Annotated in this window: 12 protein-coding genes; 10 read left to right on the forward strand and 2 right to left on the reverse strand. The window is 55.5% G+C overall.

Annotation, left to right across the window (positions count from 1 at the left end; translation table 11 throughout):
• The first annotated feature begins 481 nt into the window (after positions 1–481).
• A complete protein-coding gene (locus AC2FLB_RS08890; RefSeq protein ID WP_496691398.1) occupies positions 482–1,741 on the forward strand; it encodes a replication initiation protein in 1,260 nt (419 codons plus the stop codon).
• A gap of 38 nt (positions 1,742–1,779) precedes the next feature.
• On the opposite strand, the gene AC2FLB_RS08895 is transcribed toward AC2FLB_RS08890, so the two are convergent.
• Positions 1,780–4,086, reverse strand: a complete 2,307-nt coding sequence (locus AC2FLB_RS08895) for a Tex family protein (RefSeq protein ID WP_496709087.1) — start codon at positions 4,084–4,086, stop codon at positions 1,780–1,782.
• A 64-nt stretch (positions 4,087–4,150) separates the two neighbouring features.
• On the reverse strand, positions 4,151–5,173 hold the full coding sequence (locus AC2FLB_RS08900; protein WP_496702413.1) for an Ldh family oxidoreductase: 1,023 nt from the start codon (positions 5,171–5,173) through the stop codon (positions 4,151–4,153).
• A 382-nt stretch (positions 5,174–5,555) separates the two neighbouring features.
• Here AC2FLB_RS08900 and AC2FLB_RS08905 point away from each other — a divergent pair, with 382 nt between their 5' ends.
• The 9 genes from AC2FLB_RS08905 (at position 5,556) to AC2FLB_RS08945 (ending at position 15,044) form a co-directional block, all read left to right on the forward strand.
• Positions 5,556–6,176, forward strand: coding sequence for a helix-turn-helix transcriptional regulator (locus AC2FLB_RS08905; protein ID WP_282021703.1), 621 nt, complete (start codon positions 5,556–5,558; stop codon positions 6,174–6,176).
• A 210-nt stretch (positions 6,177–6,386) separates the two neighbouring features.
• Positions 6,387–7,013 (forward strand): hypothetical protein, encoded by a 627-nt coding sequence (locus AC2FLB_RS08910; protein WP_142640307.1) that lies wholly within the window; start codon positions 6,387–6,389, stop codon positions 7,011–7,013.
• Positions 7,014–7,086: 73 nt separating this feature from the next.
• Positions 7,087–7,686: a hypothetical protein gene (locus AC2FLB_RS08915; RefSeq protein WP_496709088.1), complete on the forward strand. Its 600-nt coding sequence runs from the start codon at positions 7,087–7,089 to the stop codon at positions 7,684–7,686.
• Between the two features lie 23 nt (positions 7,687–7,709).
• Positions 7,710–8,303, forward strand: a complete 594-nt coding sequence (locus AC2FLB_RS08920; RefSeq protein WP_496709089.1) for a hypothetical protein — start codon at positions 7,710–7,712, stop codon at positions 8,301–8,303.
• 36 nt (positions 8,304–8,339) lie between these two features.
• Entirely contained in the window at positions 8,340–9,647 is a 1,308-nt protein-coding gene (locus AC2FLB_RS08925; RefSeq protein WP_496709090.1) for a hypothetical protein, read from the forward strand.
• A 41-nt stretch (positions 9,648–9,688) separates the two neighbouring features.
• Positions 9,689–10,369, forward strand: a complete 681-nt coding sequence (locus AC2FLB_RS08930; RefSeq protein WP_496691403.1) for a hypothetical protein — start codon at positions 9,689–9,691, stop codon at positions 10,367–10,369.
• Positions 10,370–10,374: 5 nt separating this feature from the next.
• A complete protein-coding gene (locus AC2FLB_RS08935; protein ID WP_496709091.1) occupies positions 10,375–13,671 on the forward strand; it encodes a hypothetical protein in 3,297 nt (1,098 codons plus the stop codon).
• Complete coding sequence (locus tag AC2FLB_RS08940; protein WP_496702479.1) at positions 13,668–14,306, forward strand: tail fiber protein; 639 nt, start codon at positions 13,668–13,670, stop codon at positions 14,304–14,306. Before AC2FLB_RS08935 ends, AC2FLB_RS08940 begins: the two co-directional genes overlap by 4 nt.
• 21 nt (positions 14,307–14,327) lie before the next feature.
• Positions 14,328–15,044, forward strand: coding sequence for a glycoside hydrolase family 25 protein (locus AC2FLB_RS08945; RefSeq protein WP_496709092.1), 717 nt, complete (start codon positions 14,328–14,330; stop codon positions 15,042–15,044).
• The last annotated feature ends 256 nt before the right edge of the window (positions 15,045–15,300 follow it).

The following is a 15,300-nucleotide window of genomic DNA, read 5'->3' on the forward strand; positions in this document are numbered from 1 at the left end:
TTTTTGCGCGCAAGGCTGGGTTTCGCCACGAAACTCTAGAAAAATGAGAGAGCACGCCAACAAAGAGTTTATTATTTATAGAGTCTTTAAGAGATTTAGATTAAGAATATGATAATTATAACAACAAGTTAGATCACCTTAGGGACCCATTTACAGTTCCTAGGGTATCCGATTCCGGGATCAAAGGTGCCCAGATACGGGACCAAGGGAACCATTCGACAGGAACAAGGGCACCGATTCGCAGGGACGTGGATCTTCGACGCTATTAGACACTTACAAAGCCGTTTCTAGTACGTTCGATCCTGTCTGAGTCGTTCTTATGACGGGCTCGCGATGATGGGTCTGGGGATAAGTTTCGGTATATCTGTTTAGGGTACCCGTTTTCGGGATGAGCCTGATCCTGTATTTGGGCACCTAATAGAAGTTGATTGATAGGTACCTTTCATGGCAGAAATGCAAAAAAGAGCAGTCAGGCAGAATCATGCCGGAAACACAAATAGACATGGATCACCTATCCGGAGCCTTGCGAAGGGAAACGGTGAAAAAGAACGTCGCCGCGATTCACATCAGCGGTAAGTTGACATTGCTTCAGCGCAAGCTGTCGAATGTCCTGCTTCTCAATGCCTATGATGCGCTGACATCTGCACAGACCCATACCATCGATGCACGAACTCTGGCGATGATGGTCGGCTATAACTCGAACGATTTTGATACCTTGCGTGCAAGCCTGCGCGCCCTGGCCGAGACTGTCGCTGAATGGGACATGTTGGATGAGCAGGGGCGTCAGGAATGGGGTGTTTCCTCTCTGCTGAGTTTTGCCAAGCTCAAGAATGGTGTTTGTGAATATGCCTACTCACCGGCGCTGGCGCAGAAGCTGTATGATCCCAAAATCTATGCGCTGATCAACGTTCAGATTCAGCGCAACTTTAGTTCCGGGCACGGATTGGCACTGTATGAAAACTGCTATCGCTTTGTGCGCATCGGTTCGACCGGTTGGTGGGCCTTGGACGTTTTCCGAAAGCTCATGGGGGTAGATGGCAGCGACTATTATACCAGCTTCAAACATCTCAACGCCAAGATCATCAAGCCGGCGGTTGCCGAGGTGAACAAAAGCTCGGACATTCTGATCGAACCCGAGTTCCAAAAGAAAGGCCGGACGGTCACCGATATTCGCTTTCGGATTAAGGGAAACCCGCAAAAGGCGATGTTCGAAATTGATGACAGCGACGGTGCTCGGAATATGCAGGTGTACACGAAGCTACGTGATCAAGGGGTCTCGGACCGTTTGGCCCGACAGTGGATTTCCGAACATGGTGAAGACTACGTTGCGCAGAAACTTGATTACGTAAGGCAAAAGGGCGGAGTGAAATCCACATTGGGCTATCTGTCGGCCGCATTGCGCGATGACTATCAGCCACCTGAACCGGAACAGCCAGCGAAGCCCAGCCCCGAAGCACTGGAAGAAGCGCAGGCGAGGCAGGCCCAAGTGGCGGTTGAAGACAAAGCCTATGCCGAACGGGTAGCCGAGCGGGAGGAGCGGGCGCGGAAACTCTCGATCGTAGAAGAGCTGGTTTCGCGGCGAAACCCGACACAGAGGGACGCAGATAAAAGACTGTTTCTTGCCGGTCTAGACAACGACCTTGACCGCGAGCATTTCCGAGCGCATGCGTGGCGCTCGGGGCTGAACGCAACCGCAATCTTCGAATTCTGGCAAGAACTAGAGCCAGACGCTTTCGACTGATCGCGGTAAGGGCAGGGGGGTGCACACCCTTTAGCAGATTATTGTTTTTTGAACGCAGATTTCAGTGCATCTGCAAGTGCCCCCTGCTGCGCATTATTGCCATTTTTTGCGCGTTGTGATTCTTTTTGTTTTGTATGGCTTTGCCGCGTTTGGTCGCTGTCTTGAACGCGCTTTTGCCGGGTTTCAATGCCACCATCCTTGCGCATCGTCAGACCGATGCGTTTTCGCGGCGCATCCACCTCGACGACCCGTACCTTAACTACCTGGCCCGCTTTGACGACATCATGGGGATCTTTGACAAACCGATCTGCCAGTTGGCTGATATGCACCAACCCGTCCTGATGAACACCGATATCAACAAAAGCACCGAATGCCGCAACATTGGTAACTGTGCCCTCCAGGGTCATTCCAGGTTTCAAATCGCTGATCTCTTCCACGCCATCAGCGAACGAGGCAGTTTTGAAATGTGGCCGGGGATCACGACCGGGTTTTTCAAGCTCGGAGAATATGTCCTGAACCGTGGGCAGGCCAAAACTGTCGTTAACAAACTGTTCGGCGCGCAGGCCTTTCAGGGCGCCTTCATTCCCCAGGATTTGCCGAATATCCCGCCCACATGCGGCGACAACGCGTCGGGCCACGGAATAAGCCTCGGGGTGCACGGAAGACGCATCAAGGGGCTCGGCCCCATCGCGTATTCTCAAAAAACCCGCGCATTGTTCGAACGCGCGGGGACCAAGGCGCGCCACCTTCAGCAACTCTGAACGAGATTGAAAGGCACCATTCATGTCGCGGTGCAACACGATGGATTCTGCCAGCCCCGGGCCCAACCCGGACACATGCGACAGCAATGGGGCAGAAGCAGTATTCAGATCAACGCCAACGGCGTTCACAACGTCTTCAATGACAGATGCCAATGATTGCGAAAGCTTATATTGATCCACATCGTGCTGATATTGCCCGACCCCGATGGATTTGGGTTCGATCTTGACCAGTTCCGCCAAGGGGTCCTGTAAACGACGGGCGATTGAAACTGCGCCCCTAAGGGAAACATCCAGGTCCGGGAACTCTCGGGCGGCCAGTTCGGATGCGGAATAGACCGATGCTCCGGCTTCCGAGACCACGACTTTGGTGGGAGGAGTGACGGTTTTGGGCAAATCTCCGAGCGTGTCGCCGACCAGCTTTTCGGTTTCGCGGCTGGCTGTTCCGTTGCCGATTGCAACAAGCTCAATGCCGTGCTGGGCGATCAGGCGCAGGATTGTGGCCTGCGCGCCTCGAAGGTCATTCTTGGGTTGGAACGGGTAAATTGTTTCAGTTGCAACCACTTTGCCAGTTGCATCGACAACCGCTGCTTTGACACCTGTTCGTATTCCAGGGTCCAGCCCCAAGGTTGGGCGGGCGCCAGCTGGCGCAGAGAATAGTAAGTCTTTGAGATTGCGAGAGAAAACGGAAATCGCCTCGTCCTGGGCACGGCTGCGAAGGTCGGCCATCAGGTCAACCATCATCGTCAGCGAGAGCTTTACCCTCCAGGTCCAACCGGCCACCTTGCGTAACCAAGTATCGGCAGTTGAATCCGTGCGGGTTAGCAGATGTGATGCGACGATCGCTTCCGCCCGAGCAGCGCCGGTCTCGGGGTCCGGCGCGATGTCCAATGTCACGATGCCCTCTTTTGACGCGCGAAGCATCGCCAAAGCCCGATGAGACGGCGTTTTGGCCCACAGCTCGGAATGGTCGAAATAGTCGCTGAATTTCGCGCCATCCTGTTGTTTGCCATCAATCACCTTCGAGGTCAGCAGCGCCTCGCGCTGCATGAAGCTGCGCAGTTCGCCTAACAGGGTGGCGTTTTCGGTTAGTCGTTCGGTGACAATGTCGCGAGCACCGTTCAGGGCATCCTTGCCGGTCGGAACGGCCTCGGACAGGTAGGATTGGGCAAGGGTATCGGGATCGACAGACCGGTCTGCAAGAATTGCGTCAGCCAGAGGTTCCAACCCGTTCTCGCGTGCGATCATTGCCTTGGTGCGCCGCTTGGGTTTGTAGGGCAGGTAGATGTCTTCCAGCTGTGCTTTGGTGTCAGCCAGCGCAATGGAATTTGCAAGATCGACTGTCAGCTTGCCTTGATCCTTGATCGAATTCAGGATGGTTGCGCGACGGGCGTCCAATTCGCGCAGATAGGTCAGGCGTTCTGACAGGGTGCGCAGTTGGGTATCGTCCAAACCACCTGTCGCTTCTTTGCGGTAGCGCGCAACAAAGGGCACAGTCGCGCCTTCGTCCAACAATTTTACTGCGGCCCCTACCTGATCGGGTCGGGCGTTGATCTCGGTGGCGATGGTGCGGGCGATGCGGTCCAATGGGGCCTCCTGACAGTCGTTCGGAGAGACTTCTTAGCCAGCTGCTTTGCTGAGGGGAAGGGGGCTAAATCTGTTGGGCCAACTCTTGCAGATCGTCATAGAGGGTTTTGGCAATCTCAACATATCCGCGTTCGATGTTGCGGGCCCGGGCGGCAAACCGGCGTTGCGATGGCAGGCGCGCGCCCTGATCGGTGATGTCAGCGAACAGGCGTTCTGCCCTTGCATCATTCGGGTCTATGCGGCCACCGCTGAAATGCCTCGGATCGAAGGCCAGAAGGATTTCACCATGATAGGGGGCGCCGCCTGAGTTGCCGGCAAACTCCATGCTCTCCAGACTGGTCAGGTCGTCGATCAACGGACCGGCCAAGAGTTCGATCATGATGGACAGGGCCGAACCCTTGTAGCTGCCGAAGGTCAACATCGCACCCTCCATCGCAGCCTGCGGATCGTTGGTTGGGTTGCCGTCCTTATCGATTGCTACGCCATCGGGCAGGGGCTTGCCTGCGCGGCGATAGAGTTCGATTTCGCCACGGGCAAAGGCGCTTGTTGCGAAGTCAAAGGTGAAGGGATCCTTGCCCTGTCGCGGCCAGCTGAAGGCCAGCGGGTTGGTGCCCAACGAACCGCGGGTGCCGCCGGCAGGGGCAACCCAGGAATGGCTTGGTACCATCGCCATCGCCGCAAGGCCGGCAGCAGATAGCCGCTCCACTTCGGGCCAGAGGGCAGAGAAATGAAAACAGCGATTGATGGCCATGGCTGCAATACCATGGGTTCGGGTTTTCTCGATCAGAATTGGAAGTGCCTCATGAAATGCCAGCAGGGACATACCTCCGCGAGCATCGACCCGAACGATGGCGTTATCCGATTGGGTAATGGCTGGCGAGACATTTCCGTCAATCTTGCCTGCCTTCATGGTGTCATTGCACATGAACAGTCGGAACAGGCCGTGCGACTGGCAATCATCAATCTGACAGGTGACCAGCATATCCGCGATGGCCGCTGCATGGTCCGGCCCGTATCCGGATCCGGACAGGATGTTCAGGCTTAGGTTTCGTATTTCATCCAGTGTCAGATTGACCGCTTCGCTCATCTGCCATGTCTCCCATTGCGTTGGCAGAAGAAGGCATAGCTTGGTCTGGCTAGCAAGGAGAACCCTTGGCAATTTGCCATTCATTTATGGTTAATGCCGTATTGGATTGGTCTAATAATGCAATATGTGAATAAGTTAACAGAAGTTCCCAGACCTTTTGTACTCAATCAAAAGTTGTGGTGGCGGCTCAGCGACTCAAGTTGATTTTTCAGATCAGCAGAGGTCGCACTCTGCGTGGCGCCCTACAAAATTTTCAGAAGTTTTTTGGATGGGGAATTTTATGCATAGTCCTTATGATCGTGACCGAGTGATCTGCTTGGAGTTTACACCGCGCCTTTTGTCCGAATTTCGCAGCATAGTTGAAAGGTCTATGGGATACCGCGTGTCGAACGATGCAGAAAGCACAGGCATTTCTTACCATGAAAAAGCAATCGTTGTACGTCAGTGCCTGAAGCGTTTTGTGCCGGCCAATGCCCCAAAACCTGCCGGGTCGCATAAGCGCCAGCACAGTTTTGCACTGATCAACCTGGGTTTGTCGACGGCACGTGCCGAAGTATATTCGCAAGGATACAGCGACTATATTGCCTATCCATTTGTCACCAGCGAAATCCAGCACAGATTCAGTGCGGCGCAAGCATTGATGAAACAGGATGTCTCTGCCGAGTACTTTTCAAAAGATACGTTGGTCAATGCTGCTTGTAATTTCCTTTCTACCGAGCCCGAATTTGCCGGCGGCATTGACGCCTTGGCGCAAGTGGTCGGGTCAAACCGGAACACCTTGTCCAAGCGGTTCAAGGAAGAGTTCGGTGTTGGCCCCATGGCTTGGTTTCGGCGCTACAGGTTGAACTATGCAGCGGCCCTGGTTCTTGAGGGGCAGCACAGCATTCAGGACATCGCCTTCAAGGTTGGCTACGAGGATGCGAATAACTTTTCGACCGCGTTCAAACGGGAATTCGACGTCTCGCCGTCGGAGTATCGGCGCTATCGCAATTCGATGAACTAAGCCTCACCCAAAACACGTCCTGGATGAGCATGCTCCTGCGCGCGCGAGGCTGGCCAAAGTGTGCACCGGTTACCGCGGGCAGGGGTCTAACAGTGCAAAGATCAAAGGAAATGATGATTCCTGCAAAGATCGAATTACAGAGTTCTCAGCTAGCATTGATTCACGATTTCGTCGTTCTCGACAAGAACCGCTAATGGAAGGAATCTGAAATTGGTTACCGAAAATATTCAACTCAGATTGGTCAATCACTCGGATGATGCCAATAATTCATCGATCGTTATTTTCCAGCAAAACGTGGCCGAAGATTTCGGCGAACTCGCTATCGCGTGGAAAGTCATCAAAAACCTGGGGCGTCTGGATTATCACCCCTTCAAATACCCGCTGAAGTTTCAGGTTTCGGCCTCGGACAGCTATGGGAACTATACGCCGCAGATGACGGCCTATGACGGTCAGGCCTACGAAATGGTCAAAGACACCAGCGGGGATATCTTGCGCCTAGCCAAGACCCCGGCAACGTCGCCGAATGAGGTCGAGCTGCGCAACAACCTGACCATGGGATCGATCAACGCGAATATCTATCGCGAAGGTAAACTTCTGGCCGCCAAGACCAACCTTGCGCCGGGGCAGAAGGGCGTCTTTCAGTTCCACCCGACCATCTATATCGGCGTGGTGTCGCAGATCGAAGAGGGCCAGGTCATGGACTCGGCGATCATCAGTCAGATCAACACCGAGATCAATCTGTTCGGCATCCAAAGCGCTGATATCGTGATGTCGGGCGGCGGGCCTGGCAAAAACTCTACCCCCTTCGATTTCCAGCTGGCAAACATCAATGCGTAAACGCGCCCTGCGGCGAATCACGCGCCGCAGGATGCACACCGCTTGACGGAGCTATGGAAAGAGGAGGTGTGTCATGACCAAAACTGCCGACACAACAATCGCCCTAAAACGCAAACGGTCTAAGGGCGACGAAGACAGCGATCAGAAGGCTGCCGCTGATACCCCGACGCCGGTAAAGCCCGCGAATCCCAAAAAGCCGGATTCGAAACCCAAGGATGACGCGGACAAGAAAGACAGTTTGAAGCCCATCAAACAGGTTTGGCAATCTGGCGATTTCCATAAGACCGGGCGCAACAAGCCCCCCTATAACGGGCTTCAGATTTCGGTCCAGTACAAGGTGGACGATGCCGGGAAATTTGAGGACGTAACCGTCACCTTCACTGACTACACATATTCTAAGGACGGGGTTTCATCCAAAATTCAGGCTCTTGCGGTCAGTGATGGCTGGGTTGAAGTTCCCAAACCCGCCAAACCCAAGTCCAGCAGTGATACCAAGGCGTCAACGTCCAAGGGCGATAAGGGCAAAACAGATTTCACAGTGGTCGGCCACGTCAAAATCAGTGGCGAGCCGGACGGAAAGTTCTTGAGGTTGCGTCTGAAATCCGGCCTGGAGCCGGGGTTTCAACAGCTTGGTTTTATCATGAGGCTGTCGCCGCCGCCGTCGAGTTCATAACACAGATTCGTCAGGGTGGCGCGATGACAACCCAACTCGTATTTGAGAACCGATCATTAAACCCCAATGTGCGCAGGGTTGGCCTGTTCTGGGACTGTTTGGATCACGACCAGCACATTAGGCCGTTAACCTGGCAGGTTGTTCTGCAATGCCCGTATCGCTGGTACCGAAGCTTTCAGATTGACCTGGCCCTGTCGGTCAGGTTCGTCACTCGCGAGGGCAATATCTCGCCCGATGTTCTGGTGGATCGCAAAGTTGTCTGTGGCGAGGCAACGATCGAACCCCGGCGCAAAGGCGACGGGATTGACCTGACCATCACGGTTCCAAAAGGGCATCGGTTGCACAAGGTGCAGGTCGTGCGCTGCGGCTTTCCCCTGACCGAAACCCGCCTGCCTTTGCAGGGAGAATGCGTGCTCCGGGCTCCGGACCGGCTGAACTTTGCGGCCGATATGACAACGCGGCAGGGTTTTCGGATCGACCGCCGGGAAATAGGTCCGGGTGTGGCCAGTTTTAATCTGCACCAGGTCCAGGCAATGCGCGTCGCCATGTATGGCGGCACGCCGGGTCCGAATTCCGATCCGATCAATTTTGTTGGTTACGACATTCAATATTCATGACGCCCAAAGCGGGCGAAACTTTGGAGGAGTGAATTGATGGTTTACAGACGTACATCCGGAATTCTGACCGACGGCGGTGCCGATCCCAAGCGTGAGGCGGACTATATTGTTGCCGCCGCCATCGTAGGTCATTCGATCGAACAGATCCGCGCCAATGTCGATGTGCAGTTTTCAATGGAACCTTCTGACGAGATGCCCAGGCCCGACAAATGGTCCCGCGAATGGGATCAGCTTCAGCAAGCCGCCCAGAAAATCGGACAGCTGGCCGCTTTGGAAATCGACATGCAGGGCCATTCGGTCAGGGCAGGGACGGCCGTCGATCATAAAACCGGCGCTGTGATCGTTGGGGTTTATGGTTTGGCCGGGCATGAGCCTCCGACCGAGGGCGATATCCGCCACCCCGAACACCACCTCAGTGACAAGGGGCAGGTGCTATATGATGAGATCAAGCAAAGGGATCGCGACCCCGCTTATCAGTATATCGGGCTGGGGGCCTATACCGGGTTTGTCGATAACGGAAATGTCGAAGGCGACACCGATCCGGTCGGTCCGATGCCAAGCGCGCGGTTCCATATCCCTGATCTGGATGCGGGCGATCATGACGACAATATTTTCGAGGGATGGTACCCTCGGTGGTTGCCGCCCGAGGATTCTGCCCTGTGGAACCCGCGCGTTCGTCGCGATACCCATGACCATGACTGCGTTGGTTGGGGCATCATTGGCGGCGATCTGGCGCAGGATGCTCCGAAGGAAGGGGAACCCGATCACGGGGCGACAAACCGGTCGGACCAGATCACCAATATCATGCGCTTTGATCAGGGTATGAATTTCGTCGATGAAAGCGGGGACGAAGGCGTTAAGGGCTATACCCACGGTATGATCCAGGCGATCTACAAGGCCTATCATCTGGGCCCGCATTGCACGCCTTATGAAATTACGGTTGGTGACTGTACCACCAAGCTGGCCTCGTGTTTTGGCTGTACGATGTTCATGACCGCCAATGGCTATCCGCCCACCTCGACCCATCTGGGGCGCGCCGAAAGCTGGGTGCCACTTTACGAGCCGTACAAGCCGTCGACCTCACCCAAAACCGAGCGGATCGTGATCAACGACCTGAACGCCAGCTTTGCTGCCTATTGCGACAAGGTTCTGCGTACTGGGATGCGCGCGCTGAGCGTCGACAATATCGCGGGTGCCTATGACCACTGCCCGGCTGCGCTGGAGCATGTTCTGGGCGGGCATTATTCTGCGGATAACCGGGTTGCGGTCTCTCTGTTTCTGGATGCCCTGACTGTTCATGACCGCGAGCTGAGCCGCGTCCGTCGCGTATTGGGTTTGGACTAAGTCACCGACAGCCCGAATTAACATATCGGAGGAGAAGACACATGGCCTTTCAGGTTTATGCACTCGTACATACCCGCTCTGGTCGGTTTCTGATGTTTCGTCGACCTATCCTGACCTTTTTCCAGCGTGGAAATGGGGGGCAAATTTTCCCCGAAGGTCAGAAACTGCAGGGCGGCGGGCGCTATGCTCTGCCATACGCTCAGGTTGATCCTGAAATCGCGATTGAGCTTTGGGAGGATGATAATTTCATTGCCGAAGCCGGCCAACAAATTCTGATTGATTGTTGCGGTGCGCTGATCGAGTTCCTTCCACCAGAAGCGGCAGACAAGGGGCCAGTGTCAATCGAGGGCGAGCATGAGATATTGCTCGCCCCGGCGACCGAAGTCGTGACCCGTTTCGATGAAGATGGCACGCGATCCGCGGTTTATTTCGCCGAAGTGTCCGACGCGGATCTGGACCGCATTCGCGACTATATGGTTGAGGTGTTGGCCGAGGCTCGAGCGGCGATGTTGGCCGTGATTCAGGACAACCTGTATGAATACACCGAGATCGAGGCATTCTTTCCGCACGCGCCTTTTGACAATATCCATACCGGTGTTGATGTCTGGCAACTGGATATCGAACGTCTGGAAATCAGTGGCCTGAAATCCAGCAAGCTGACCAAGGGTTCACTGCAGGCGATCAGCGAGCTTGAGGTCGTGTTAGCGGTGGAAGACGCTTAACGGGCATGACCAGCCAGGACCCTAAACTCATTTGGATGGATGCGCCGTTCGAGGATCTGCGTAACCAGTTGGTGGCCAATTTCGAAACCCATCCGCATGGTGCCGATCCCCCGGAATTCGTGACCGTCCAGTTCTTTTTCACCAAGACACCGGGCAAGGCCGTGCGCGGCCCTGTTCTGAGGTACAAGGAAAGAACGCCGCTGAATGTGCTGTTCGAAACCGGTGAGCGGTTGACCGGTACCCTGACTTGGCAAAGCGGGTTGAGTACGCCGTTGTCCCAGCAGGTCCTTGGGGCTTTGGCTCTGCAAGAACCCGAGACCGGTCGTGTCTGGCGCTTTCAGGGTTTCATGTCTGAATTTGGCAAGCCAAGCCATGTTCCATCGCCCGATTCCGGGGCAGGGGGTGGGGCCGATGATGGTGGGAACTCTGGCACCGGGCAAAACGGTTCAGGCGGACATGACGGGCATGACCCAGATCAGCCAAGCGACAATCACGCAGGAGATGGCAGTGATCCTTTCAGCGATGATCCAGATTCCGAAGGGCTGAGCCCGATCACCCAAGGGGCCAACCTGCACTGGGATGAGCTGTTCCCCTTCATCTATATGAAACACTGGCCGTCGATAGCGCCGGGCGCGCTGGATGCGGGTTTCATGGAGGTTCCGCAAAAGATCCTGGCGAACAGCGTGTTCCTGCAAAGCCTTGTTTCAAAATCCCGGGACAGGTCAGGGCAGGAGGCTTTGGCGGTTACTTACGTGGATCCAAGCTCGAACACCGACAAAACACCAGGTGGGGATAGTTCGCCCCATCCGGCATCGGATGCGGGGCAATCCGGCAAGGCTCAGCCTGCGGCTGAACCGAACAAACCCAAAGGGTACATCTCCTCGAATGAAACGCTTGGCCCGCCATTCAGTTCTTACCCTGAACTGTGGCCGGCTCTGCGAGAGCTGCCGGAATTTTCGCTGGCCCAGATCACAGATCTGATCAAGGCCCGTCTGGGCGGATGGGCCGCATTCAAGGTTCTGGCAAATGCACCGGATGCGCAAAAGGAACTGGCCCGCATCTGGGAAAGCACTATTGCGCTGAACCTTCTGGCTGGCTGGCAAAAAGACGAACTTGCAGTTCTGATTCAGGTGTTGACTACCCATCACGTTCTGACCCGTGCACTGGCTGCAACCGAAGGAGGGCAGGCCAGTTTGATGACCGATCCGGTCACCGGGCAACAGATCAAAGCTTGGATGCATGCGACGCTGGTTTTGCCTGGCTCCATATTCGAGCCGAAAAAGCCTGCGCCGGTTGCGGCAAAGGATACAGATCATCAGATCCCTTTGAAATTGACAAAGCCCGGCTGGGTGCGCGCCTATTCATACGGGCTTGCCCGTTCGATCCGGTATCAGCCACTTGGGTATGAATTGGGCGACGTGCAGCGTATCGAAAATGTCTTGCGCGGTGAAATGCGCGAGACGCGAAACCGGAGGTTGCAGCGCCGCGAAAGCCATGAGGCACATTCCGATGTGACCACCAAAATTGCACGGCGGGACGAGGATACCTCGGTCTCGGACCTAATCAACCAGGTGCAAAAGACGTTGGCCGACCATGTCTCGACCACGCATGTCAACTCCTACGACACCCAGTACGGAATGCCGACAGATGGCAATAAGATGAGTGTTACCGGGAATTGGTGGGTGCAAGAGCAGCCAGCCGGAGGCTTTGCGAAAAACGACCTGAAATTCGCTCGCGACATCGTCGAGAAAACGGTGCGAAACCTGTCACGCGAAATGCGCCATACGCGCGAGGTATCCGAAGTTGAAGAAACCGAATACTCGGATGTGACTCGCTTTGACAATCGGCGGAACGGCACGGATATCCGCGGCATCTATCGCTGGGTGAACAGAAGCTTCCGCCTGCGCACGAAAAGCCTGGGCGAGGTTCTGATTTTTGAGATCATGGTCCCCAGCCCAGGCGAGAATCTGGTCAGGCACATCCGCCGGTCCTGGCAGCTTGATCTGCGCCCACCGAAATCGCCAGCTGAGTTCGGGATTGCCGGGTTTCAGAATCTGACGGACACGGCAGGCTCGACTGACGATGGCAAGGTTTTTTACCTTGATGCCTTTCAGGAATTCGGGGTGGAGGCGACCCGCATGGCGCCGCCATCCCAGCTTGTGGTGAGCCAAACGGTGCAAAGCCACACGCCAGTGGCAGAAGGCGCCCTGTTGATCCCAGGCGGCTTTGAGCCGATCAGTGCAACAGCCTCGGTGATGAGTGTCGGAACCCCGGCGGAAACCCATGTCATCGTGGGGTCGGTCGCCCTGCAACCTCAGCAAGCGGGGGGCAAAACCGCTCCTTCTGGTGCAAATGGCCATGCGGACAAGTCACCGCAGCCACTGCGCCTGCCTGTCAGCCAAGCCTCGGGCGCGCAGGTGCTGAGCGCCCAGCTGGATAAAGGGTTCGGAACCGGAACCTCTCCGGCGGATGAAGGCCATCCGCTTGGGTTCACCATTCTGTGCAGCCCCAAGCAAACCGCAGCCACACAATCGTCCGAGCCCAACTCTCCGCCGGATATGCCGGTTCCCGATCCTGCACCAATGCATCTGCATTCCGAATTGACCGGTTTCTTTGCGGCAACTCTTGAAGTGACGTGCCAACGGTCGGCGCAGACTTATTCCGATTGGCAATTCGAAACCTATAGGCTGATCAAGGAAGCGTATGCGCGGCAGCTAGAGGGATACCGTCGCAAACTGGAACAACAGGTGGCTGCGATTGAGGCTCAGAACCCTGCGTTCCTGAACAAGGCGGTGACGACGGAAATCCTGTCCGCGGCTCAGGAGCAAATCTTGACCCTCAGCGGGTCCGAGAAAGATGCCGTGGCCCCGGATTATGCCAAGCCGCGTATCCGGCACTATCTGCAACAAACGGTCGGGTGGTCCGACATCGCCACATTCATGGATATCGAGGACGAAGTCAGCGATCTGACAGGCGACCCCGCGGATCTTGCCCTGCGTGAGACCGTACCCGACCTGCGGTTCCGGGATTTTCTGCGCGCTGACCGTGTGCGCATTCTGGCACCGGTCGACAGAAAGCACGCGCGCAGTTTCCTGTATTTCCTGCGCACCGGTCGGATCTGGCCGGATGCAGACCATCTTGCCCCTTGCTTGCCCGAAGACGCCGAGATTGTGGCCCGGATAAAATCGGAACATACACAAGACGATGAAGGCAATGCGCAATCCTGGACGGTTCAGGTGCCCACGCATATGTGCATGCTGAGTGCGGATAGTGATCTGCCAGGTCAGGCGGATTCAGAATGAGACCGCCAGGCTTTCCGACCCCGCCCCGACCAAATGCTCCTGGCGGACCGCTTGAGCCGCAACAAGGCTGGGGTCCGTCTCCGGGCCGGGTATTGGGGATGCCGGTTGGCGCGGTGATCGCTTTTTCCGGGGAGCTTCTGGGACAATCCAAAAAGCTGGCGGGCGGGACCACTGATCTGCAACATTATGGCTGGAAGGTTTGCGACGGCTCACCTCTGTTGATTTCCGCTTATCCGGAATTGTTTGCCGCCATCGGATATCTGTTTGGTAAAGGCAAGGACGGAGAGTTTCGACTGCCTGATTACCAGGGCTATTTTCTGCGCGGGGTCGACCCCGGCGGGAAAGTCGATAAGGATCAGGACCAGAGGTACCGAACCGACAAAAAGAACCAGAAATATACCGGGGTAGGGTCGCTGCAACTGTCTGCGCTCCAGCAACACCAACATGTGCTGGAACAAAGCGACAGCACGGTTTCAAACGGAGTGTTAGGCCCGGAACCGGTTATCGCCCCCACACCCCAATCCAATTCGGGCAACGTCGTTAAAGGGTCGGCCCTGACCAGCGAGACCGAGACCCGCGCAATCAACATCTCGGTCTATTGGCTGATCAAATGTCGGTTGGATGCGGTGTTATGACAGATAGAAAAGGCCGATCTGATGGCATGTAGGCTGGGCAAAATTGTAAGGTCGTTTCGCAAACCATCGGGTCAGATTCCCAAAGCGGCGCCAGATAAGGCGCAGGCAAAAGGGATAGATGTCAGTGATCATCAGCGGGATATCAACTGGCCGCAAGTCGCAGCCTCGGGTGTTTCTTTTGCGCTGATAAAGGCGACCGAAAGCGTCAGCATCAAGGATGCGTATTTTCAGCCAAATGTACTGGGCGCGAATGAGGTGGGTATCCTGTGCGGCGCCTACCACCTGCTTCACATCAGCCACCCGGCCAAGCCACAGGTCAGGAATTTTGTCGATGCAGTGCAGGCAGTTCTTTCGAAAGGCCCGGTTGGAAAATCCGGCCTTCTGCACCTGCCATTTACACTCGATCTTGAAGGCGTCCCGACGGCACAGGGGGCGGCCTATCGAAGCCTCGCGCTGGAATGGCTTACCAGCGTTCAGAGGGCTTTCGGAACGGTTCCGATGGTATATGCCAATCTGAACACCTGGGAGACCGAGCTGACATCGGGTTTCGGGAACTACCCGGTCTGGCTGGCAGAATACGCAGCCAGACCCGCACCGAATGCTCCGCAATGGGAGTTTTGGCAGCACTCTACAAACGAGCGAGTGTCCGGTATTGCCCCAGAGGTTGATTTGGACGTGTATTGCGGATCGGTTCAGCAACTGAAGGCGCAGTACGGGGTGCAAAGTCGAAACTTATAATTGTCACAGTTCGATTAACCAAAATGTTCAGTTGCTAACTTGGGCAAACCCAAAAACGGTGGTGCAATTCCACAAAGGATTTGTGTGATCCCGGTTGGTTAGGATTGTTTTTGACCTGTCGTATGCGTCGAACAAAATGGCCCATCTACCTTATGAATCACCAGTCTTGGCTCGGTTTGGGTGACGTGGCGTAAGTCCCGAAATCAACACAATTTGATCTTGGGCGTTCCACATTGCCACCCGAAAGAAGAGGTCA

Source organism: Ruegeria sp. CDSA236, assembly GCF_059611285.1.

Excerpts from the sequence above, each read along its gene's own strand:
- AC2FLB_RS08890 (WP_496691398.1), top strand. The coding sequence starts at position 482 with ATGCCGGAAACACAAATAGACATGGATCACCTATCCGGAGCCTTGCGA.
- AC2FLB_RS08900 (WP_496702413.1), bottom strand. The coding sequence starts at position 5,173 with ATGAGCGAAGCGGTCAATCTGACACTGGATGAAATACGAAACCTAAGC.
- AC2FLB_RS08915 (WP_496709088.1), top strand. The coding sequence starts at position 7,087 with ATGACCAAAACTGCCGACACAACAATCGCCCTAAAACGCAAACGGTCT.
- AC2FLB_RS08920 (WP_496709089.1), top strand. The coding sequence starts at position 7,710 with ATGACAACCCAACTCGTATTTGAGAACCGATCATTAAACCCCAATGTG.
- AC2FLB_RS08925 (WP_496709090.1), top strand. The coding sequence starts at position 8,340 with ATGGTTTACAGACGTACATCCGGAATTCTGACCGACGGCGGTGCCGAT.
- AC2FLB_RS08930 (WP_496691403.1), top strand. The coding sequence starts at position 9,689 with ATGGCCTTTCAGGTTTATGCACTCGTACATACCCGCTCTGGTCGGTTT.
- AC2FLB_RS08935 (WP_496709091.1), top strand. The coding sequence starts at position 10,375 with ATGACCAGCCAGGACCCTAAACTCATTTGGATGGATGCGCCGTTCGAG.
- AC2FLB_RS08940 (WP_496702479.1), top strand. The coding sequence starts at position 13,668 with ATGAGACCGCCAGGCTTTCCGACCCCGCCCCGACCAAATGCTCCTGGC.
- AC2FLB_RS08945 (WP_496709092.1), top strand. The coding sequence starts at position 14,328 with ATGGCATGTAGGCTGGGCAAAATTGTAAGGTCGTTTCGCAAACCATCG.